This window comes from Asticcacaulis excentricus (assembly GCF_003966695.1).
GTDB lineage: Bacteria > Pseudomonadota > Alphaproteobacteria > Caulobacterales > Caulobacteraceae > Asticcacaulis > Asticcacaulis excentricus_A.
The window spans coordinates 786,470-808,864 of sequence record NZ_AP018827.1 but is presented as its reverse complement, the minus strand read 5'-3'; the positions used below and the strand labels follow the sequence as shown (position 1 = coordinate 808,864).

Below are 22,395 nucleotides of genomic sequence, written 5' to 3'. Positions count from 1 at the left end.
TAAAATATCCCTAATCCGCCTATATTACCAAAAAGCAACTTGACGCTCATTTGACGGGGTGATCGTCTCAGCCGTAACGGGGCGGGCGCGATGCGTGGCGTTCCGGAGCATCCTTTCATTCCGGACATCTTTTAAGGAGATACGCCGTGCACAGACGCAACTTTCTGGCCCTGACCGGCCTGACGGCGGGCAGCCTGCTCGTGCCGTCGCTTTACGGGCGGGCCGTCGCCGCCGAAGTGCTTCAGGAGACGATCGACGTCAAGGTGAAGAAGACTCTGGCCGATGCCGGTCTGAACGCCGCGACGTCCTCCGGGGCCAGCTATTGCGACGTGCGCGTCGGGCGCTATCTGCGTCAGTTCGTCATCACCCGCGAAGATCGCGTTGAAAACGTGGTCAATACCGAGTCGCTGGGCGTCGGCATCCGCGTCATCGCTGATGGGGCCTGGGGCTTTGCGGCCACCAATGTCATGACCACCGAAGCCGTGGCCCAGGCCGCCAAACAGGCCGTCGCCATCGCCAAGGCCAATGCGAAGATACAAACGGTTCCGGTCAAGCTGGCCCCCGTCAAGGGCGTCGGTGAGGTGTCGTGGAAGACGCCGATCAAAAAGAACAGCATGGAAGTGCCGATCAAGGAAAAGGCCGAGCGCCTGATCGACGTCAACACCGCCGCGCTGAAGGCCGGGGCCGACTACGTCAATTCGATGATGTTCCTCGTCAATGAGCAGAAGTATTTTGCTTCGACCGACGGCTCCTACATCGATCAGGACGTGCACCGCATCTGGGTGCCGATGACGGTCACCGCCATCGACAAGGAATCGGGCAAGTTCCGCACGCGCGACGGCCTGTCGGCGCCGATGGGGCTGGGCTACGAATATCTGGATGGCGATGCCAAGCAGAAGTTCACCGATCCGGCGGGCGTCACAGGCTATGGCCTCAGCTATGACATGAAGGAAGACGCCATCGCGGGTGCCAAACAGGCGCGCGAAAAGCTCAAAGCGCCGTCGGTCAAGCCGGGCAAGTACGATCTGGTCCTCGACCCCAGCCATATGTGGCTGACCATCCACGAATCGGTGGGCCACCCGACCGAGCTTGACCGCGTTCTGGGCTATGAGGCCAACTACGCCGGTACCTCGTTTGCCACGCTGGACAAGCGCGAGGCCAAGTTCCAGTACGGGTCGGAAAACGTCAATATCGTCGCCGACAAGACGCAGTTCGGCTCACTGGGCTTCGTCGGGTACGACGATGAAGGCGTCAAGACGAAGAAGTGGGACATCATCCGCGACGGCAAGCTGGTCGATTATCAGGCCATCCGCGATCAGGCCCACATTCTGGGCAAGACGGAATCGGACGGCTGCTGCTACGCCGACTCGTGGTCGTCGGTGCAGTTCCAGCGCATGGCCAATATCTCGCTGGAGCCGGGCAAGAAAAAGCTCAGCGTCGCCGACATGATCAAGGGCGTCGAAAACGGCATCTATATCGTGGGCGATGGTTCCTTCTCGATCGACCAGCAGCGCTATAACGCGCAGTTTGGCGGGCAGCTCTTCTATGAGATCAAGAACGGCAAGATCACCCAAATGATCGAGGACGTGGCCTATCAGATCCGCACGCCGGAATTCTGGAACGCCTGTTCGGCGGTCTGCGACGAAAGCGACTATCGTCTGGGAGGCTCCTTCTTCGACGGCAAGGGGCAGCCGGGTCAGGTGTCGGCGGTGTCGCACGGTTCCTCCACCAGCCGTTTCAACGGCATCAATGTCATCAACACCGCGCGTTCGCTCGGTTAATCGGCCGATTGGGAGATTACAGATATGGGCATCCTTACCGAAGCCGAAGCCAAGGCCATTCTCGACAAGGTTATCAAGCTGTCGAAGGCCGACGAATGCACCGCCACCCTGTCGGGATCGATCAACGGCAATATCCGCTTTGCGCTGAACAACGTCTCGACCAGCGGCATCATCACCAATACCGAGCTGGGGGTTCAGGTGGCCTTCGGCAAGCGCGTCGGCATTGCCACCATCAACGCCTTTGACGACGCCTCTCTGGAGCGGGTGGTGCGCCGGGCCGAAGACCTGGCGAAGCTGGCCCCGGAAAACCCGGAATTCATGCCGGCCGTGGGCAAGCAGACCTATACGCCGACCAAGACCTTCAGCGAAGCGACGGCGGCCGTTACCCCGGAACAACGCGCTGAGGTGGCCGCCAAGTCGATCACCCCGTGCAAGCAGGCCAAGCTGATCGCCGCGGGCTTCCTGTCGGACGGTCAGGGTTTTGAGGCCTTTGCCAATTCCAACGGCAATTTCGGCTATCAGAAATCGACCTCGATGGACTACACCTGCACGGTGCGCACCGAAGACGGTCGCGGTTCGGGCTGGGTGGCGCGCAACCTTCAGGACGTGACGGCCTTCAAGCCGGACACCGAAATCCAGATCGCCATGAAGAAGGCCGCCGAGTCCGCCGACGCCAAGGCGCTGGAGCCCGGCAAATATACCGTCATCATGGAACCGGCCGCCTCGGCGGGCCTGATCTCGTTCATGATGAACTATTTTGACGCGCGTTCGGCCGACGAAGGCCGCAGCTTCCTGTCGAAAAAGGGCGGCGGCAACAAGCTGGGTGAGCAGGTCTATGACCCGCGGGTCACCCTCTATGCCGATCCGGCGCACCCGGAAGCCGCCGTGTTGCCGTGGGATGGCGAAGGTCTGCCGCGCAAACGCCTGCCCATCATCGACAAGGGCAAGGTGGTCAATCTGGAATATTCCCGCTACTGGGCGCAGAAGCAGGGCAAGACGGCTGAGGCCTCGCCCGGCAACCTGATCATGGAAGGCGGCACCAAATCGACCATGGACCTTGTGCGTTCGACGCAAAAAGGGATTTTGGTCACCCGCACCTGGTATATCCGTATGGTCGATCCGCAGACCGTCCTTCTGACCGGCCTGACGCGCGACGGCACCTTCTATATCGAAAACGGCCAGATCAAGTATCCGATCAAGAACTTCCGCTTCAACGAGTCGCCGGTCATCATGCTCAACAATATCGAAGAGCTGGGTAAACCGGTGCGCGTCGGTGACGATGAATCGCCGTTCGTGATGATGATCCCGCCGATGAAGCTGCGTGACTTTACCTTCACGTCCTTGTCGGATGCGGTGTAGTTGCAAACATCCCCTCTCCCTTGAGGGAGAGGGTGGCGCAACGCGCCGGGTGAGGGGGAGGTCAAAAGACTCGGTATGCCGTCTGTGACTCCCCCCTCACCCCAGCCCTCTCCCCCAAGGGAGCGGGGGCTGAATCGTGCGGCGTTTCTGTCCCTGTTGGCCGGGGGGCTGGCGGCGGCGCTGGCACGTCCGGCGCAGGCGGCCAGCTATGATTTCTGGTTCACGCGCCTGAAATACGCCTCCGGTGACTGGGACGTCGATCAGCGTATGCCGGCCAATCTGATCACCTCCCTGATCGACTACACGACCCTGCGCGTCGATCCGAAGGAGCACGTGATCGACCTGTCCGATCCGAAGATGCTCAGCGCGCCCTTCTGCTATCTGGCCGGGCACAAGCTGGTCGATTTCAGCCCGGCGGAGCGGCGCAATTTCGAGACCTATGTGAAAAATGGCGGCTTTGTCTTTGTCGATGACTGCAATCACGACATTGACGGCCTGTTCGCCAAGTCGTTCGAGCGGCAGATGGCGACGATTTTCGGCCCGCAGGCGCTGAAAAAACTGCCCAATACGCACGCCATTTATAAGAGCTTTTTCCAGTTCGACGGCCCGCCCAATACCTCGTTTGAGTTGAACGGCTGGGGCGATGATCTGGTGCATGACTATCTGAAAGGCATAGAGATCAATGGCCGTCTGGGCGTCCTCTATTCCAACAAGGACTATGGCTGCGAGTGGGACTACGACTGGCGCAACAAGCGCTTTCTGGCCGAAGACAATACCAAATTCGGCGTCAATATTGTGATTTATGCTTTGACGAGTTGATCGCCTCATCTGATCCGAAAAGTGCTGCGGCTCAAGGTCCGAGCGGGCACTTTTCGGGATGAGGCTCAAATATGGGGATTACGGATACCATGTCGATCAGTGAAACCGAGATCAGGGAAAGGCTGGCCCGCCTGGGTCACCTGCGTCAGGCCATTGCTCAGGCCATTGTCGGTCAGGCCGATGTGGTCGAGCAACTGCTGATCGGGCTTCTGGCCGGCGGGCATTGCCTGCTGGAGGGCGTGCCGGGGCTGGGCAAGACGCTACTGGTGCGCTCATTGGGGCAGGCGCTGGAGCTGCAATTCCGCCGCGTGCAGTTCACCCCCGACCTGATGCCCAGCGACATTTTAGGGACCGAACTGCTGGAGGAGGATCACGGCACAGGTCACCGCCATTTCCGTTTCCAGCCGGGGCCGGTTTTCACCAACCTGCTGCTGGCCGACGAACTGAACCGCACGCCGCCCAAGACGCAGGCCGCCCTGCTGGAGGCCATGCAGGAGCGCACCGTGTCCTATGCCGGGGTGACGCACACCCTGCCGTCGCCCTTCTTTGTGCTGGCGACGCAGAACCCGCTGGAGCAGGCCGGGACCTATCCGCTGCCCGAAGCGCAGCTTGACCGCTTCCTGCTGCATATCCGCGTCGATTACCCGACGGAATCCGAAGAACACGATATCCTGCGCCAGACCACAGGCGCGGGCGGCGGGGCCGTGCCCAAGGTGATGGGGGCCGAGGACGTGCTGGTGCTGCAAAAGCTGGTGCGCGATGTGCATGTGGGCGAAGACCTGCTGCGCTGGATCACGCGGCTGGTGCGCGCCACGCGGCCGGGTGAGGGCGCCCCTCAGGCCGTCAACACCTATATCAAATGGGGCGCAGGGCCGCGCGCCGGGCAATCTCTGGTGCTGGCGGCCAAGGCGCGCGCCCTGTTGCAGGGGCGACTGGCGGCGACGCGCGAAGACGTTATGGCGCTGGCGGCCCCCGTCATGCGCCACCGCCTGCTGATGTCGTTTGCGGCTGAGGCCGAGGGCGTGGCCCCCGATACGGTCGTGGCCGCTATTCTGAGCGCCGTAAAGCTCTGAGCACATGGTGTATGACCCGATCCCTCCGGAGGTGCGCCACAGGCTGAAAGGCCTGCGCCTGTTCGCGCGCCGCGCGTCCGGGGCGTCGGGGATCGGGCTGCACGCGTCGCGTTCGCGCGGGGCGGGGCTGGAGTTTGCGCAATACCGCGCCTATGAGCCGGGCGACGAACTGCGTCAGATCGACTGGAAGCTCTATGCGCGCTCTGACAAGTTTTTCGTGCGTGAATCCGAGCGCGAAAGCCCACTGCGGGTATGGATGGTCCTCGACCTGTCGGCCTCGATGGGACAGACCGACGGCGCATTTCCAGAAAAAGTGGGTACCGGTTTTTCGCCCGGAAATGCGACCACTCAAAAAGCCCTCAAACCCGGTTGGAGCCGCCTTGAGGCGGCGAAGACTATGGCGGCCTGTGTCGGCGAACTGGCCCTGCGTCAGGGGGATGCCTTTGGCCTGATCGCCCTCAGCGATCGCGGCGTGGCGGTGGTCGAGGCTGCGGCGGGGCTGAAGGCGCGCGACCGGCTGCGGCTGGAGCTATTCAAATTGAAGCCCGAGGGCGGGTTTCCGTCGCTGGCGCAGTTGTCGCCGGTGTGGGGCCGCATCCGCGCGCAGGACATGGTTATGGTGTTCAGCGACGGCTTTGACGAGGGCTGCGCTGAGTTGATGACGCGCCTGTCGGCGGCCGGGCGCGATGTGCTGATGGTGCAGACCCTGACCGTAGAGGAGCGCGATTTTTCGTTTCAGGGCGGTTATCGTTTCGATGATCCGGAAGGCGGGGCTGAGGTGCTGGGCGACGGCAAGGCCCTGCGTGCTGATTTCCTCAAGCGCTTTGCCGCCGCCCGTCAGGCCTTTGAGGCGCGGCTGTTCGCGGCGGGGGTGCGGCACACGCACTACTGGCTGGATGAGCCGGTGGATGCACCGTTGTGGCGACTCTTTGGCCAAAAGCCATCAGGAAAGGAGACGGCCTGATGCCCGCGCTTCTGTTCCCGTTAGGTTTGGCGGCCCTGCTGGCCGTGGTCATGCCGCTGGTCATCCACCTGATGCGGCGTGACGAGCTGCGTCCGGTGGTCTTCGCCGCCCTGCGCTGGCTCGATCCGCGCCCCAAACCGCGCCAGCGTATTCGGTTCAGCGAATGGCCGCTGTTGCTGGTGCGGCTGCTGCTGATCGCGATGCTGGCCCTGCTGTTGGCGCGGCCGGTTCTGACCGCGCAGATGAGCGAGCGGCCTTTCATTGCCGTGACGCCGGGTCTCGATCTGGCGACGGTGCGCGAAGGCGATGATGAGGTGCAACTGCACTGGCTGGCACCCGGTTTCCCATCGACCGAGCGTCCGGCACCGCAAACGACCGCATCGTTCAACAGCCTGCTGCGTGAACTGGATGCGCAACTGCCGCAAGGGGTAAAGCTGACCGTGGTGGTGCCGCAAACCCTGCAAGGGGTGGACGCCGAGCGTCCGATACTCAGCCGCACCGTCGATTGGCGCATCGTGGCCGGGGCCATGCCCGCCGCTCAGGCGACGGCGACGAAACTGCCCGTTCTCAGCGTGCGCTATGCGCCGGACCGCGCCGCCGATGTGCGCTGGTTCCGCGCCGTGTCTGCCGCTTGGCAGACGCCGTTCGAAGCCGCCGGTGCGGATGCTGCCCTGCCGCCGAAAGATCGGGTTTTGGTGTGGCTGGGCAGAGGTGACGTCCCGCCTCCGGTTACGGCGCGCGTTAAATCCGGCGGAACGGTCCTCGTGGGGGCGCAGACGGTCTTGCCCGCGTCACCGCAGCGGCGTGTCGTGTGGCGCGATGCCACCGGCGCACCGTTGATGGAGGCGCAGGGCGAGGGGCGGGGACAGTGGCTGCGCCTGACGCGGCCTCTGAATCCGGCGGTTTTTCCGGAATTGCTAGAGCCGACCTTTCCGGATCAACTGGCCGCCGTCCTTAGTCCGCCGCCGTCACCGGCGCGTGTCGAGGCGCGCGACCTGATCCCGGTCGTGGGGCGCTCTATTTTCACCCGCCCGTCTGAGGAATTGACGCCGTGGCTGGCCCTGTTGGTGGCTATTTTGTTCGGGGTTGAGCGCCTGCTGGCCACCGCCGCCCGAAGGAGGGCCGCGCCATGACGCCTCAGCGCTTTACCGGCCCGGCGCGTTTGCGCAGCCTGTTGAACGACGGGCTGACGGCCCTGCCGCTGATCGCTGCGGCGGCCTTTGCGGGTTGGGCCGTAGGCGCAGAGGTGGGGCTTTTGATGGCCCTGTGCCTCGGCCTGTTCGTCGCCTTCGGGCTGGCGGTCTGGCGATTGCAGCGCTTTGACCGCGCGTGGGTGATTGCGGCGCTCAATGCTCGCCGCGTGGATATGGAAGACAGTGCCGATCTGTTATTTGCGCCCGCCGAAGACCTCAATCCCTTGCAGGCCCTGCAACGGCAACGCCTGATTGAGCGTCTGCCGTCTCCGGCGGTGCTGACGCCCCCCTGGCGCTGGAAGCCGCTGGGGTTTTCACTGGCGGCGGGGCTGTCCATCGCTGCCCTGACGGCGACGCTTGTCTGGTGGCCGCAAATTCGCGTGACGCCGGATGCGTCCAGACACGCTGAAGCGGGCGCGCCCAAACTGATCTCCGCCGAGGTCACCGTCACCCCACCCGCCTATACCCGGCAGGCGGCGCATAAGGAAACGACACTCGATCTCAAGGTGCCGCAAAACACCCGGCTGACTTGGCGACTGCGCTTTGCGCCGGACGCTGCCAATGTGCGGCTGGTCTTCCACGATGGTCAGAGCGTGGCCCTGCGCCGCGATGGCAGCGCATGGACCGCTACCCTGAGCGCGGAGCGGTCGCGGCTCTATCGCCTTGCTGCCGATGGTATGCCGCCGCAACCGCTGCACCGGCTGGAAGTCACCCCCGATGCGCCGCCAAAGGTCGAGGCCGTGCTGCCCGATCGCGCCCTGACTCTGGTCACGCCGGGCCAGACCCAGTGGCCGCTGGTCTTTGCCGCCAGCGATGATTACGGCGTAGCCCCCACCGCCGAACTGCGCATCATTCAGGCGCAGGGGCAGGGCGAAAACATTACCTTCCGCGAGCGGACGATGTCCCTAAGCGGCACGGGCGGCGCGGCGGATAAGCGCTTTGCCACGCGGCTCGACCTCAAATCACTCGGTTTTGCCGTGGGCGACGACCTGATCGTGCAACTGACCGTGCACGACAATCGCGCCCCGTCGCCGCAGGAGGCGCGCTCCCCCAGCCTGATCCTGCGCTGGCCGTCCGATCTGGGGGCCGAAAGCACGGGGCTGGAGGCGCTGGCGCGCCAGACCCTGCCGGCCTATTTCCGCAGCCAGAGGCAGATCATTATCGACATCGAAGCCCTGCTGAAGGAGAAGCCGCGCCTCAAACCCGATACCTTCCTCAGCCGCTCGGACTCCATAGGCGTCGATCAGCGCCTGCTGCGCCTGCGCTACGGGCAGTTTCTGGGCGAAGAGGCCGAGGGCGAACGCGAAGCCCCGCCGGGCCTTGAAGAGGGGCATTCCGAAAACGACGGCCACGATCATGGGGGACATGATCATGGGGGGCAGGCCGCCAAACCCGATGCCGCACCGGTGTTTGGCGATGGTGGCAATGTGACGGCGGAGTACGGCCATACGCACGATGAGCCCGAAGCGGCGACCCTCCTCGATCCGGAAACGCGCGCCACGCTGAAAAAGGCGCTGGATGAGATGTGGCAGTCGGAACTGCATTTGCGACAGGGGAATCCGCAAACCGCCCTACCGCACGCCTACAAGGCGCTGGGCTACATCAAGGAGGTGCAGCAGGCGACGCGCATCTTCCTGTCGCGCGTCGGGCCGGAACTGCCGCCCATCGACAACAACCGCCGCATGACGGGCAAGCGTGAGGGCATTGCGCCCGTGCCCTTCGCGGTGACGGCGGCCCCGTCGCCCGATGCCCCCGTCGTGGCCCTGTGGACGGCTCTGGGCGAGGCACCGGGGGCAAAGACCGATCTGCCGCTGGAGGCGCTCGATCGCTGGCTGCGTGCCAATGAAGGCCGGGTCAGCGATCCGCTGTCGCTGCTGGCGGCGGTCGAGGCGGTGCGCGCCGATCCCGGCTGTGCCGCGTGCCGTCAGACGCTGCGGGGGCAGTTGTGGCGCGTCCTGACCCGCCCGCCCGCCGGTGTCACGCGCAGCCCAGCGGTGACGGCGTCCGGTGGCCGTTATCTGGATGCCCTGGAGCGACCGAGATGACCCCGTCTGTGATCGTGGCTTTGATGCTTCTGGCTGCCGTGGTTTTATCCACGGCACGGCTGGGTCTGTGGTGGCGAAAGGCCGAGGCGGCCGAACGCTCCCTGCCGCGGCTTGTGATCCTTCTGGCCCTGACGCCGCTGTCGGCGCTGTTGCTGTATCTGACCCTGTTTCCGCCGCGTCTGGCCGCTGCGCCCGGCACGCTGATCGTTGCCACGCGCGGGGCGCAGGCCGTCGATGCGCAGGCGGGCGACCGCGTCGTCGCCTTGCCGGAAGCGCATGTGCCGGGGGCTGAGCGCGTGCCCGATCTGGCCACAGCGTTGCGTCTGCACCCCGAAGCGACGCGGCTGACCGTAGTCGGTGAAGGGCTGACGCCGCGCGACCGCCCGGCAGTCGAAGGGCGAGCCTTGCGTTTTGTGCCATCAGCCCTGCCGCGCGGCGTGGTGCGCCTCGATACGCCGGAGCGGGTGGCCCCCGGTGGCGCGTTTCAGATCGGCGTGACGGTCAATGGGGTGAAGGGGGGCTTGGTCGAACTGCTCGATCCGGCGGGCGCGGTGGTCGATACGCAAACGCCGGATGCCAGCGGTCTGGCCGTCCTCACGGGCACGGCCAAGGCGGCAGGGCCGGTGTCTTTCTCTGTGCGGGTGCGTGATGCCACAAAAGCTGTGGTGGAAACCGCCGAAGCGCCGGTGTGGGTCGATGAGGCGCTGACGGCGCGGGTGCGGGTGATTGGCGGCGCGCCGGGGCCGGAGATCAAATATCTGCGCCGCTGGGCCGCCGATGCCGGTATCGACATGCAGGCGCAATTCGCGCTGGGCGGCGGTGTGGCGGCGGGCGATGCGCCGCAGCCCCTGAATGCCGCCACGCTGAGCCAGACCGATCTGCTGGTCATAGATGAGCGTGGGTGGGACGGATTGGGCGATGGCGGGCGGGCGGCGGTGATCAGCGCTGTGCGCGGCGGTATGGGCCTGTTGCTGCGGCCCACAGCCCTGCCGTCGGAGGCGACGCGCGCCCAGTGGGCCGCGCTGGGCCTGCGGCTCAGCGGCACCGGTGATCCGGAGACGGTGACCCTGCCCGTGCCCTCGGGCAGTAAGGACAAGGCCCCCACCGTGACGCGGCTCAACCTGCGCCTCGACAGCGCCGATGCGGTGCCACTGGCCGTGGACAATAAAGGGCAGTCGTTGGGATTGTGGCGGGCCGAAGGGCGTGGGCGGGTCGGCCTGTGGAGCGTGACCGACAGTTTCGCCCTGACGCTCAGCGGCGAGGCCGGGCGGCATCAGGCCCTGTGGAGCGGTCTTTTCTCGACTCTGGTTCGCCGTTCAACCGCGGCCCTGCCGACCGTGAGCCATGCCCGTGTGCATCAGCGCGTCAGCCTGTGCGGCCTGAGCGGCGCGGCTGAGGTGCTGGACCCGCAAGGCGGCGTTAGCCACCCCGTCGTCGATACGGCCACGGGGGAGGCGCGTTGCGCGGCCGTCTGGTCCACACAGGCCGGCTGGCATGTGCTGCGTGTGACGACCTCGGATACGGTGCAGGCCGTGCCTTTCCACGTCCTTTCGGACAAGGCCTTGCCGGGCGTGCAGGCGCTGGAGGCGCGCGAAGCCACTCAGGCGCTGGTGGCTGACGACGCGCGACCGGCAGAGACAAACGGCGAGGGCCGTCGTGGTACCGCCTGGCCATGGTTCCTCGGGTGGCTTCTGGTCAGTGGTGTGTTGTGGGCAGTGGAACGAAGCCGTCGTCCTCTGCCCTGATCCACATCTCAGCAGCCGCGACTCATATTTTTTCCTTATCTCCATCCGGTCAGAACGGAACACTGGAAGAAGTGTAACGCCCGGATTTGTTTGGAGTCCGGCGGATGGATATATGTCGGACGATCATACCCCCAAAAACGCGCCCCACGCCGGTTTAGACCGTCAGACCCTGCATGATCTGAACAATATGTTCGGTGCGGCCAAGGGCAGCCTGCAACTGATGCAGATGCGGCACAAGGACGACCCGAAAAGCCTGCGTATTGCCGAGACAGCGTTGCAAAGTCTGGAAAACGTTCAGAGCTTTGTGTTCGAAAAGCTGGCACATGCGGATAGGCGCGACACCGAAGGCGATATTTCGGATTCGCCTGTACGCATAGCGGCCCGCCACGGCGTCGTGGGGTCGAGCGACCGCCACGACCTGTTTTTTGCCGCGATCGAAATGACGCGGATGCCGATGATCGTCACCGATCCCAACCGGCCCGACAACCCCATCGTCTTTGCCAATCAGGCCTTCCTCAACACCACAGGCTACCAGATGGATGAGGTGCTGGGGCGTAACTGTCGCTTTCTCCAGGGCGAGGGGACCGACCCCCAAATGATCGCCAACCTCAGCCGCGCCATCCGCGACCGCACCGACATTGCGGTGGAAATCCAGAATTTCCGCAAGGACGGCACGGCCTTCTGGAACGCGCTGTTCGTCAGTCCGATCTTCGACCGCGACGGCAAGCTGCTCTATTATTTCGGCTCGCAGCTCGATGTCACCCGTCGGCGTGAAGCGGAAATGGCGCTGCGCCGGGCGCAGAAGATGGAGGCCATCGGCCAACTGACCGGCGGTATTGCCCACGATTTCAACAACCTGCTTCAGGTGATCATCGGCAATCTTCAGATGGCGCGCACCGTCACGGAGCAGCCGGACAAGCTCAATCGCTACCACGAGGCGGTGATGCAGGCGGCGCAAAAGGCGCGCGTCCTGACTCAGCAATTGCTGGCCTTTTCGCGCAAGCAGCCGCTGGAGGCGCGCGTCGTCAACCTCAACCGCGTGGTTAGTGAGTTGAACGACCTGCTGTCGCGTACCCTGGGCAGCTTTATCGAGATCGAGCTTGATCTGGATCCTGATCTGGCCAATGCCCGTATTGATACGGTGCAGCTTGAAATGGCGCTGATCAATATTCTCGCCAATGCTCGCGACGCCATGCCCGAAGGGGGGCGCGTGACGATTCGCACCGCCAACCGCTCCGGACCGGAGGGCGATCAGGTCGAATTGTCGGTCAGCGACACCGGCGAAGGGATGCCGCCGGAAGTGTTGAGCCGCATCACCGAACCCTTTTTCACCACCAAGGAGGTGGGCAAGGGGACGGGGTTGGGGCTGGCTCAGGTCTATGGCTTCGTGAAGCAATCTGATGGCGGCTTTGAGGTCGATAGCACGCCGGGTCAGGGCGCCACGATCCACCTCTATTTCCCGGTGGTGTCGGGCGCCGATGACAAGGCTCTGGTGCCTGAGCGCACCTCTCAGACGCGGGGCAAGGGCGAGCGCGTGCTTTTGGTCGAGGATAATCGCGAAGTGCGCGAACTGGCCTGCGCGATACTGGAGGCCGATGGCTATGAGGTGGTGGCGCGCGAAAACGCTTCGGCGGCCCTCGATTATCTCAAAGGGCCGGATGGGGTGGACCTTCTGTTCACCGACATCGTCATGCCGGGCAAGATGAACGGCGTCGCCTTGGCCAAGGAGGTGCGGCAGTTGTTTTCCGACCTGCCGATCCTGATTACCACGGGCTTTGCCGACGATGTGCACGGCCACACCAATGCGCGTGAGTTTGAAACCATCTACAAACCCTACATGCCCGACGAACTGTCCACGCGGGTGCGCGGCGTGCTGAATCGCAAGGACGATCACGGGGGCTGACCGGCTCTTTTCGGAGTGTGGCGCGAATGTCGCACCTTTTGTAAGCGCTTACATGATGAATTGACAGCGCTGTTGTAAGCGCTTACACAACGCCAAACGACGCTGTAAGCGCTTACATAGGATAACAGGGTACAGACTTTCATGGCGGCAAGTGTAACGCTCAATGACGTAGCCAAGGCGGCGGGGGTGTCCATCGCCTCGGCCTCACGCGCCATTAATGGCCTCGACAACGTCACCGAAGAGGTGCGTGAGCGCGTTCTGGCGGCTGCCGGCAAGCTGAAATACGTGCCGCACGGCGCGGCGCGGGCTCTGGCCATGAGCCGCACCAATACCATCGGCGTCATCCTGCCGGATATCTATGGCGAGTTCTTTTCGGAGATCATCCGCGGCATTGATGTCGGTGCGCGCGCCAGCGGTCTGCACATTCTGGTGTCGGGATCGCACGGCGACGTGAAAGAAGCCGTCAAGGCGGCGCGCGCCATGGCCGGTCGCGTTGATGGTCTGCTGGTCATGGCTCCTTATGCTGAGGCCGACGACCTGTCGGGTAAGCTGCCGTTCAACCTGCCGCTGGTCATGATGGGCGGGGTGGGCGGTCAGGCCGATCTGCCGAGCCTTGTCGTTGACAACTATTTTGGGGCGCTGGAGGCCGTGCGCCACCTGCACGAACAGGGCTGTCGCCGCATCGCGCACATTGCCGGGCCGGAGAGCAATCTGGAGGCGCAGGACCGCCTGCGCGGCTATCTCGATGGTCTGAAAGAGGCGGGGCTGTCGCCGCAGGTGCTGCCTGGCGATTTTACCGATGCTGCGGGTTATGCCGCCGTGCAGACCCTTCTGGCGCAGGAACAGATGCCCGACGGCCTGTTTGCCGCCAATGACATGATGGCGCTGGGGGCAACCCTGGGCCTGCGTGAGGCAGGCGTGTCGATTCCGGACGATATCGCCATCATCGGTTTCGACGACATACCGGTGACGCGCTACGCCTCGCCGCCCATTTCAACCCTGCGCGCCGGAGTCTTCGACATCGGCCGGCGCAGTCTTGAGCTGCTTTCCGCCCTGATCGAGCGGGGTTCAGCGGAGGCTTCGGCCTCGGCCGCCAGCCTGATCGTGCGGCCAGAACTGGTGGTGCGGGCGTCCAGCCGCCGCCGTTAAAGCGTTTCTGCAAACGCTGCGAGTATCGCGTTTTATACAAATAAAACAGTTCTTTGGGAGAACAGGATATGCTTCATATGTCTCGCACGCGGGGCCTGAGCCTCGGTGTTTCGGGCCTCGCCCTGGCGGCCGCCCTCGTCATGGCGGCCCCGGCCTTCGCCGCGGAATCCGACGCCACGCTTCAGGGCCGCGTTTCGGCGGCTCCGGCGGGGACGGTGGTCACCGCGACTGACGCCAATACGGGGGCCAAGGCTACCGCCACCGTGCGTGCCGATGGCCGCTACGTGATCGTCGGTCTGCGTCCGGGCACCTATACGGTCACCTTCCGCGCACCGGACGGCACAACGCGCACCGAGCAGGCCGTACTGCCCGTCGGCCAAACGATCGAAGTCGATACCGATCTCGCCACCGCCGAAGCGCCGGTGCAGGAAGTCACCGTCGTCGCCTCGCGCCGCAACAATCCGCGTCAGTCGGAAGTCTCCACCTCCATTTCGCGCGCCCAGATCGAAAACCTGCCGCAGAATGGCCGCAACTTCCTCAACTTTGCCGCTCTGGCCCCCGGCGTTTCGGTTTCGAATGACCCCGAGCGCAAGACCTTTCAGGCCGGCGCCACCAGCGCCAATCAGGTCAACGTCTTTATTGACGGCATGAGCCAGAAGAATCAGGTGCTGCAAGGCGGTGTCGCAGGGCAGGACGCCTCGCGCGGCAACCCGTTCCCGCAACTGGCCGTGCAGGAGTTCAAGGTTTCGACCCAGAACTTCAAGGCCGAATATGAGCAGGCCGGTTCGGCCATCATCACCGCCGTTACCAAGACCGGCGGCACCGAATTCCACGGGACGGTGTTTGGCACGCTTCAAACCAAGGACATGATCGGTCAGCCCTATTATGAGACGGGCGAAAAGAAAGACTACAAGAACGAAGAATACGGGTTCGACATCGGCGGCCCGATCATCCGCGACAAGTTGCACGTCTACGTGTCCTATGAAGGCCGCAAAGACTCGCGTCCGACCGACGCCGTCACCATGCCGGCCGCTGACCGTCTGGGCGGCAATACGGCGCTCGCCTCAGCCCTGGCCTTGGCCTACAACGGCAGCTTCCCGAAGGACTTCAAGCAGGACATGTGGTTCGGCAAACTGACGTGGTTTGTCGATGAAAACAACACAGTCGATCTGATCGTGCGCGATCGTAAGGAAGACGATGTGCGTGGTTTTGGCGGCGCCACGGCGCAGACACGTGGCAATACGCTCAATCAGCAGATTCAGGGTGCCACGCTGAAGTGGAAGATGCGCAGTGGCAATGTCCTCAACGAGATGTCGCTGGACTATCAGGATGTTCAGTGGCGCAACAGCCCCTTGACGACGACGCCGGCCATTACCCTGACGAACGGCACCAATATCGGCGATGTCCGCGCCACTTTTGGGGGCGTGCCCTATTCGCAGGAAAAGTCGCAGAAAAACACGACCTTCAAGAATGACATCACCTTTTCGGGTGTGGAATGGAACGGCACGCACGTTATCAAGGCCGGCATCAAGGTGGCCAAGTACGAATACGTCGCCGAAGAAAATGACCGCCGTCTGAACCCGGAATACTTCTATAATGCGGCTACCTACACGCTGGGCGGCACCAACACGCCGTATGCGGTGAAGATTGCGTCGGGGGACCCGCGCATCACGTCTGAGAACATGCAGTACGGCCTGTATATTCAGGACGACTGGACGCTGGATGAGCACTGGACCTTCAATCTCGGCCTGCGCTGGGATTACGAAGACAATATGCTCAACAACAAGTACGTCACGCCTCAGGCCGCTGTCACGGCGCTCAAGGCCGCTGTCGGTTTCAACAAGGCCTTTAACGTCAACGACTATATCTCGACCGGTTCCAACCGTGAATCGTTCAAGGGTGCCTTCCAGCCGCGTCTGGGCTTTGCCTATGACGTCAATGGCGACCGTGATCTGGTCATCTTTGGTGGTGCCGGTCGCTATTATGACCGCAACATTTTTGACTCGGCACAACTGGAAGAACGCCGCACCCGCCTTTACGTGGCGCAGATCGACTTCAACAGCACGACCCCGTGGAACCCCAGCTATTTCGGCAATCCGCAGGCGCTGGTCGATCTTGCGGCGGCGAAGAACCTCAAGGGCGAGTTGATTCTGCTCAACAACGATGTGAAGGTTCCCTATTCCGATCAGTTCAATCTTGGCGTTCGTAAACGCTTCGGCGATGTGAACACCTCGGCTTCGGTATCGCACATCAAGTCAAAGAATCTTTTCAACTACGTGCTCGGTAACCGCCGTGCCGACGGGTCATGGTGCCAGTTTGGCTCACAATATGCCTGCCAGCCCTGGGGTGAGGCCAACGGTGCACCGGGTTATGGCAACATTATCGTCTCGGTCAGCGACCGCGAGGCCAAGTATAACGCGATTTACCTGACCGCTGACAAGGCGTGGACGCCAGCCACGAAGTACGGCTTCTCCGCCACCCTGACCATGACGGATGCCAAGATGACGGGTCACAATGATCAGTTCATCTTTGACTACGCCAATCCCCGCGACACCGGGTGGCACGCGGCGGAGGGCGTTGACAAGTGGCGCTTCGTCGGGACCTTCATCGTCTCAGGGCCGTGGGATACGCGTATTTCTGCGATCGCGACCCGCGCTTCGGGTGTGCCCTTTGCCTCCATCGACGATACGGGCCCGGCGTTGCGCATCATTGATGCGGCCTTCTTCCCGAAGCGTGATTTCCGTCAGGTGGATTTGCGCATCTCCAAGGACTTCAACCTGCCGAACGGTAATGTCGTCACTCTGGATGGGCAGGTCTACAACCTGTTCGATACGATCAATTATCGCTACTCCGGCTGGACCGGTGGCTTCAATAACGGCATGGGCGCGTCCTTCCGTCCCGACGATAACGCTCAGATCGGTCCGTCGCGCTCCTTCCAAGTGGGCCTGACCTATAAGTGGTAACGCTTTCGGCGCGGTGGTTTCCGCCGCGCCGCTCCCCATGCCCAGCGGTGTCTCATCCCCTGACGCGCCGCCGGACATCTGCCCGCCAGCCTCACTTCCTCGGCTTATGCGGCGCTGACTTGCCTTATACCGGGGGCTTTTCCTCCCGTTTGGAGCCCCCGGTTTTTTTTGGGTGTCCCTGAGGGACCGTCGGTGTCACCCGCAGACACCGTGTCGAAGGGAGTTTTTATGACCTTGTCACATCCGTCCCGCCGCGCCTTTGGTCAGGGTCTTTTTGGCCTTAGCCTGTTGCCGCTGGGGGCCTGTGCATCTCTGCCTTTTCCTTCAGGCGCGCCGGGCCATGACCCTCTCCTGAGCGATCTGCACCGGCGGACGTTTCAGTTCTTCTGGGACGTGACCGATCACCGTACCGGCCTGACGCCGGATCGCTGGCCCACGCGCACCTTTTCGTCGGTGGCGGCCATCGGCTTTGCCTTCAACGCCTATATTATCGGCGCGGAGTCCGGCTATATCCGCCGCGAACAGGCGGCGGAGCGTACCTTTAACACCCTGAATTTCCTGTATAACCTGCCGCAGGGCGAGGCCGCTTCGGGCACGGCGGGCTATAAGGGCTATTTCTATCACTTCCTGCGTTTCGAAGACGGCACGCGCTATAAGACCTGCGAACTGTCGTCCATCGACACCTCGCTTCTGCTGATGGGGGCCCTGTGCGCCGGGCAGTATTTCGACCGCGATACGCCTGTTGAACGCGATATCCGCCGCCTGTCCACCGCCCTTTATGAGCGCGTGGACTGGACCTTCATGATGCGCCCGTCAGGGCGGCAGACCATGGGCTGGCACCCCGAAGATGGCTTCATCAAGGCCGAATGGCGCGGCTATAACGAAGGGATGATGGTCTATCTGCTGGCTATGGCCTCACCGACCCACCCGATTGACCCAAAGGCCTATCAGGTGTGGTGCTCGACCTATGATGAGACCTTTGGCCCCAATCACGGAGAGCCGCATCTGGGCTTCCACGCTTTGTTCGGCCATCAGTATAACCACGTCTGGATCGACTATCGCGGCATAGCCGACGCCTATATGCGCGCCAAAGGTCTGGATTATTTTGAAAATTCCCGCCGTGCCACGCTGGCCCAGCGCAACTATGCCATTCAGAACCCCATGGGGTTCAGAGACTATGGCCCGGACATCTGGGGCTTTACGGCGTGCGACGGCCCGGCGGATGTCAAGCTGGTGATCGACGGCGTCGAGCGGCAATTCCGCAGCTATTCGGCGCGCGGGCCGGGCGATCTGCACCCGTTCGACGATGGCACGATTGCGCCCACCGCCGCGCTGGGCTCTATCATGTTCACGCCGGTGGAATCTCTGGCCGCCGCCAGGGCCATGCAGGCGCGCTACGGCTCGGATATCTATGGCCACTATGGCTTTTTCGATAGCTTCAACCCGACCTTTGTGACCGACTATCCGTCGCGCGAAGGCCATCAGACCCAACGCGCCGGCTGGGTGTCCAACGACTATATCGGCATAGACCAGGGGCCGATCCTGTGCAGTATCGAAAACCTGCGCACAGGCCTGTTCTGGCGGCTGATGAAGGGCTGCGCGCCGCTTCAGCGCGGCCTGAAACTGGCCGGGTTTGAGGCGGTAGCCTGATGCGTCGTCATCTGTCCATAGGGGCGCTGATACTGGCCGCCGGGCTGCTGGCGACGCCTGTGGCGGCGCAAACCGCCCTGATCGCGCCGACGCCGTGGACTGCGGGGGCCTCCGAAAGCGTGACCTCAAAGGCCAGAGGCGGCGACACTGCCCGGCTGGACTATGGGTTCAAAGGGGCCGGCTATGCCTTTATGGTGCATGGACTCGACTTTGCGGTCCCCGATAACTTCGTCATCGACATCCCGGTAAAGGGTGAGGGGGCGGGTAATGATCTTCAGATCAAGTTCACTGATGCCTCCGGCGACAATGTGTGGTGGGTGACGCGCCCGGCCTTTGTGCCGACACCGCAGGGTACGGTGCTGCGCATTCGTCCGCGTCATATCGACTTTGCCTGGGGACCGACGAAGGATCGCACCTTCCGGGGTGGCAAGCGCATGGAGGTCGTGGTCGTCAAGACCGCCAGGGGTGCGGCCTCCGGCTGGCTGGAGGTCGGGCCGATCCGCTGGCGCGCCGAGGCTCCGGAACCGAAGACCGAAGCGCCTATAAAGGCCGATGTGACGGCGGCGGTGGACGGCGATGCCCGCACCGGCATCGGTGCGGCGTCAGTGACGCTTGATCTGTCGCGAGTGCGGGCTTTTGGCGGGTTGAAACTCGACTGGGGCCGGGTGCCCACCCTTTACACAGTGGCTGCCTCCGACGACGGGCGCGCTTTCCACGAATTGCGTCGCGTGCAGGGCTCCGACGGCGGGACGGACTATGTCACCTTGGGTGAGGTCGATGCGCGCTATGTCCGCATCAACGGACAGGGGCAACTCAATGAGGCCGCCCTGCTGCCGCTTGAGATGGGGCTTAAGCCGAACGCCCTGCTGAGCGAACTGGCGCGCACCGCGCCGCGCGGCGACTATCCGCGCGGCTTTACGGAGCAGGCCTACTGGACCGTGGTGGGCGTGGCGCATGGCGGCCCGCGGGCGGCGCTGCTTTCCGAAGACGGGGCGGTCGAACTGGGGCCGGAACGCCCGTCGCTGATGCCCGTGCTGACGGTAGGCGGCAAGCGTCTGACCTGGGCGCAGGCCACGGTCAAACAGGGTATGGACGCCGAACGCCTGCCGCTGCCGACGGTCGAATGGCAGGGGGAGGGCGTTCAGATGCGCGTCGCGCCTCTGGCCTTTGGCGAGGGCAAGGCCCCCTATGCGCTGGTGCGTTACGAGGTGCGCTCCGACACGGCGCAGACGGTGCGGCTGGAGCTGCACGTGCAGCCGATGCAGGTCAATCCGCCGACGCAGTTCCTGACGCGGCCGGGGGGCTATGCGCCGATCCGTCGCCTTAGTCGTGACGGCGATACGGTGAACGTCGATGATCAGCCGCTGTGGCTGCTGACGCCGCCCAAGGATTTTACGGCAGCGGGCTTCCTGAGCGGGCCGCAGGGGGCCAGTGCCTCCGACACGGATGGTCTGGCGTCCGGCGTGATTGGTTATGACCTGAACCTCGCACCGGGCGAGGCGCAGAGCGTCATTGTCGCCTTTCCGTTGGGCGGGCAGACGGCGCGCCCGGTCATCACCGGGGATGTGGTGAAGTGGGCCGAAGGACAGGCCGAAAGCGTCAGGGCCGACTGGCGACAGCGGTTGGGGGATACCCGGCTTGTCCTGCCGGCCGGTGCGCCGCCCATTGCCGACAGCGCGCGTCTGGCGCTCGCCTATCAACTGATCCTGCTCGATGGCGACTGGCTGAAGCCCGGTGCGCGGTCTTACGACCGGTCGTGGATACGCGACGGGGCCATGATGTCCGAAGGCCTGCTGCGTATGGGCCTGCACAGGGAGGCGCTGGCCTATTTCAAGGCCTATGCCCCGATGAGCTTTGAAACAGGCAAGGTGCCGTGCTGCGTCGATGCGCGCGGGGCCGATCCGACGCCGGAAAACGACTCCAACGGGCAATTGCCGTGGCTGGCCGGAGAACTGATCCGCTTTGGCGTCGCGCCCGCTGAGATCGCGCCCTACTGGCCGCAGGTATCCGCCGCCATCGCCTATCAGGAGGGCCTGCGTCAGGCCAATCTGACGCCGCAAACCGAGGCGCGCTATCGCGGCCTGATGCCGCCGTCGATTAGCCATGAGGGCTATTCGGACAAGGCGGCCTATAGCTACTGGGATAATTTCTGGGCCCTGAAAGGCTATCGCGGGGCGGCGGTCACGGCACAGGCGCTTGGCAAGGCGGCGGAGGCGGCGCGCCTCACCGCGCAGGGCGAGGCCTTTGCGAGTGACCTGAAAGCCTCGATCCTCGCCACGGCGGCGCACTATGGGCAGGACGTGGTGGCCGGAGCCGCCGACCGCGGGGATTTCGACCCGACCTCGACGACCATGGGGCTCACCTCCGGCGCGCATACGGACGACATCCCTGAGGCGTTGAAGCGTCAGACCTTTGAGCGCTACTGGACGGATATTCTGATGCGCCGCCGTCAGACGCCCAACAGCTATACGCCCTACGAACTGCGCAATGTCGGGGCCTTTTTGCGGCTGAAACAGCCCGAACGCGCGCGTCAGGCGCTCACGATGTTCTTTGCCAATCAGGCCCCCAGAGCGTGGTTTCAGTGGGGGGAGGTGGTCACCGTCCCTGATCGTCAACCGTTGTTTATTGGTGACCTGCCGCATGGCTGGGTCGAATCCGACTATTTGCGCGTGGCGCTCGACATGTTCGCCTATGAGCGGGCCGAGACGGCGCAGATGGTCCTTTTGTCAGGCTTTGACGCCCAATGGGCCGAGCTTGGGGAGACGCGGCTGGAGCGGCTGCACACGCCGTGGGGCACGCTGTCGATGACGGTCACCAGGGCGGGTTCAGGACTGAAAATCAATATTGACTCGGATGCCCCACCGACCGGAGGCTATGTGATTGACGTCTCCTCCCTGATGGGACGGGATGCCCGTGTGCGGGTGGATGGCAAACTCGTGACACTCCGAGACGGGGAAGTGATCATCAAAACGGCAAAAGCTGAAATTATTCTGGGAGATGGCGCATGATCTTCACATGGTTTCCCTCAAAGGCCCTTGTCGTGTTTCTTAGTCTCTTTGCCCTCACCGCCTGCGCCAGCCTGCCGGCGACGGACCAGCCGCGCGGCGAGACGCCCAAATCCCTGACGCTGAAAGACGGCACCCGTATCGGTTATATGCAGTCTCTGCCGTCGAACCTGAAGGGCAAGGCCCCGGTGCTGGTCTTCCTGCACGGCACGGGGGAGATCGGGACGGATGTTAAACTGACGACGGTGCACGGGCCGTGGGCCTATAGCCGCGCCAACCCGGACAAGGCGCCCTTCATCATTCTGGCACCGCAACTGAGCGAGAAGGTCGAATGGAACCCGGTGACGCTGGAGGAATGGCTGACCCAGGCCCTGAAAGGCCTGCCTGCCGACCATAGCCGTCTGTACCTGACCGGCCTGTCGCGCGGCGGGCGGGGCACGTGGAACTGGGCGATTGCCTATCCGCGACGCTTTGCCGCCATTGCGCCGGTGTCCGGAGATTCGCTTTATCGCGACGGAGCCTGCGCCCTGAAAAATGTGCCGGTGTGGGCCTTTCACGGCGCAAAGGACGATATCGTCCTCTATCAGCCCGAAGACCAGTTTGCCGATGCCGTCCGCGCCTGTGGCGGTGAGGTCAACTACACCCTCTATCCCGACGGCAATCATAATGCCTGGGACGCCGCCTATGCCACCCCCAGCCTCTATGCGTGGCTGCTCAAACATAAACGTTGAATCTTTCCCCCGCAG

The 22,395-nt window shown here is 63.5% G+C and carries 14 protein-coding genes; all 14 read left to right on the top strand.

Annotated features, from left to right (window positions below):
- The first annotated feature begins 146 nt into the window (after positions 1-146).
- Positions 147-1,781: a TldD/PmbA family protein gene (locus EM6_RS03670; protein ID WP_126420372.1), complete on the top strand. Its 1,635-nt coding sequence runs from the start codon at positions 147-149 to the stop codon at positions 1,779-1,781.
- Positions 1,782-1,805: 24 nt separating this feature from the next.
- Positions 1,806-3,140 (top strand): TldD/PmbA family protein, encoded by a 1,335-nt coding sequence (locus tag EM6_RS03665; protein ID WP_126420371.1) that lies wholly within the window; start codon positions 1,806-1,808, stop codon positions 3,138-3,140.
- A gap of 75 nt (positions 3,141-3,215) precedes the next feature.
- The gene (locus EM6_RS03660) at positions 3,216-3,959 is read left to right on the top strand and encodes a DUF4159 domain-containing protein (RefSeq protein WP_126420370.1); all 744 of its coding nucleotides are present in this window, start codon (positions 3,216-3,218) and stop codon (positions 3,957-3,959) included.
- Positions 3,960-4,048: 89 nt separating this feature from the next.
- Positions 4,049-5,032, top strand: a complete 984-nt coding sequence (locus tag EM6_RS03655; protein ID WP_172961219.1) for an AAA family ATPase — start codon at positions 4,049-4,051, stop codon at positions 5,030-5,032.
- 4 nt (positions 5,033-5,036) lie between these two features.
- Positions 5,037-5,996, top strand: a complete 960-nt coding sequence (locus EM6_RS03650) for a DUF58 domain-containing protein (protein WP_172961117.1) — start codon at positions 5,037-5,039, stop codon at positions 5,994-5,996.
- Positions 5,996-7,129 (top strand): BatA domain-containing protein, encoded by a 1,134-nt coding sequence (locus EM6_RS03645; protein WP_126420369.1) that lies wholly within the window; start codon positions 5,996-5,998, stop codon positions 7,127-7,129. The genes EM6_RS03650 and EM6_RS03645 overlap by 1 nt, the downstream gene beginning before the upstream one ends.
- Positions 7,126-9,234: a DUF4175 family protein gene (locus EM6_RS03640; protein ID WP_126420368.1), complete on the top strand. Its 2,109-nt coding sequence runs from the start codon at positions 7,126-7,128 to the stop codon at positions 9,232-9,234. Before EM6_RS03645 ends, EM6_RS03640 begins: the two co-directional genes overlap by 4 nt.
- Positions 9,231-10,979: a hypothetical protein gene (locus tag EM6_RS03635; RefSeq protein WP_126420367.1), complete on the top strand. Its 1,749-nt coding sequence runs from the start codon at positions 9,231-9,233 to the stop codon at positions 10,977-10,979. The genes EM6_RS03640 and EM6_RS03635 overlap by 4 nt, the downstream gene beginning before the upstream one ends.
- A 112-nt stretch (positions 10,980-11,091) precedes the next feature.
- Positions 11,092-12,882, top strand: coding sequence for a histidine kinase famiy protein (locus EM6_RS03630; RefSeq protein ID WP_126420366.1), 1,791 nt, complete (start codon positions 11,092-11,094; stop codon positions 12,880-12,882).
- Between the two features lie 141 nt (positions 12,883-13,023).
- Complete coding sequence (locus EM6_RS03625) at positions 13,024-14,031, top strand: LacI family DNA-binding transcriptional regulator (protein ID WP_126420365.1); 1,008 nt, start codon at positions 13,024-13,026, stop codon at positions 14,029-14,031.
- Positions 14,032-14,108: 77 nt separating this feature from the next.
- Positions 14,109-16,994 carry a TonB-dependent receptor gene (locus EM6_RS03620; protein WP_232037086.1) on the top strand — a complete coding sequence of 962 codons (2,886 nt, stop codon included), beginning with the start codon at positions 14,109-14,111 and terminating at the stop codon, positions 16,992-16,994.
- A gap of 228 nt (positions 16,995-17,222) precedes the next feature.
- The gene (locus EM6_RS03615; RefSeq protein WP_126420363.1) at positions 17,223-18,644 is read left to right on the top strand and encodes a glucoamylase family protein; all 1,422 of its coding nucleotides are present in this window, start codon (positions 17,223-17,225) and stop codon (positions 18,642-18,644) included.
- Complete coding sequence (locus tag EM6_RS03610; protein ID WP_126420362.1) at positions 18,644-21,652, top strand: discoidin domain-containing protein; 3,009 nt, start codon at positions 18,644-18,646, stop codon at positions 21,650-21,652. Before EM6_RS03615 ends, EM6_RS03610 begins: the two co-directional genes overlap by 1 nt.
- Positions 21,649-22,380 carry a phospholipase gene (locus EM6_RS03605; RefSeq protein WP_126420361.1) on the top strand — a complete coding sequence of 244 codons (732 nt, stop codon included), beginning with the start codon at positions 21,649-21,651 and terminating at the stop codon, positions 22,378-22,380. The genes EM6_RS03610 and EM6_RS03605 overlap by 4 nt, the downstream gene beginning before the upstream one ends.
- Positions 22,381-22,395 lie beyond the last annotated feature (15 nt).

Bases quoted from the DNA above. Each gene is read 5' to 3' on its own strand.
- EM6_RS03665 (WP_126420371.1), top strand. From the start codon at position 1,806: ATGGGCATCCTTACCGAAGCCGAAGCCAAGGCCATTCTCGACAAGGTT.
- EM6_RS03660 (WP_126420370.1), top strand. From the start codon at position 3,216: ATGCCGTCTGTGACTCCCCCCTCACCCCAGCCCTCTCCCCCAAGGGAG.
- EM6_RS03655 (WP_172961219.1), top strand. From the start codon at position 4,049: ATGTCGATCAGTGAAACCGAGATCAGGGAAAGGCTGGCCCGCCTGGGT.
- EM6_RS03650 (WP_172961117.1), top strand. From the start codon at position 5,037: ATGGTGTATGACCCGATCCCTCCGGAGGTGCGCCACAGGCTGAAAGGC.
- EM6_RS03645 (WP_126420369.1), top strand. From the start codon at position 5,996: ATGCCCGCGCTTCTGTTCCCGTTAGGTTTGGCGGCCCTGCTGGCCGTG.
- EM6_RS03640 (WP_126420368.1), top strand. From the start codon at position 7,126: ATGACGCCTCAGCGCTTTACCGGCCCGGCGCGTTTGCGCAGCCTGTTG.
- EM6_RS03635 (WP_126420367.1), top strand. From the start codon at position 9,231: ATGACCCCGTCTGTGATCGTGGCTTTGATGCTTCTGGCTGCCGTGGTT.
- EM6_RS03630 (WP_126420366.1), top strand. From the start codon at position 11,092: ATGTCGGACGATCATACCCCCAAAAACGCGCCCCACGCCGGTTTAGAC.
- EM6_RS03625 (WP_126420365.1), top strand. From the start codon at position 13,024: ATGGCGGCAAGTGTAACGCTCAATGACGTAGCCAAGGCGGCGGGGGTG.
- EM6_RS03620 (WP_232037086.1), top strand. From the start codon at position 14,109: ATGTCTCGCACGCGGGGCCTGAGCCTCGGTGTTTCGGGCCTCGCCCTG.
- EM6_RS03615 (WP_126420363.1), top strand. From the start codon at position 17,223: ATGACCTTGTCACATCCGTCCCGCCGCGCCTTTGGTCAGGGTCTTTTT.
- EM6_RS03610 (WP_126420362.1), top strand. From the start codon at position 18,644: ATGCGTCGTCATCTGTCCATAGGGGCGCTGATACTGGCCGCCGGGCTG.
- EM6_RS03605 (WP_126420361.1), top strand. From the start codon at position 21,649: ATGATCTTCACATGGTTTCCCTCAAAGGCCCTTGTCGTGTTTCTTAGT.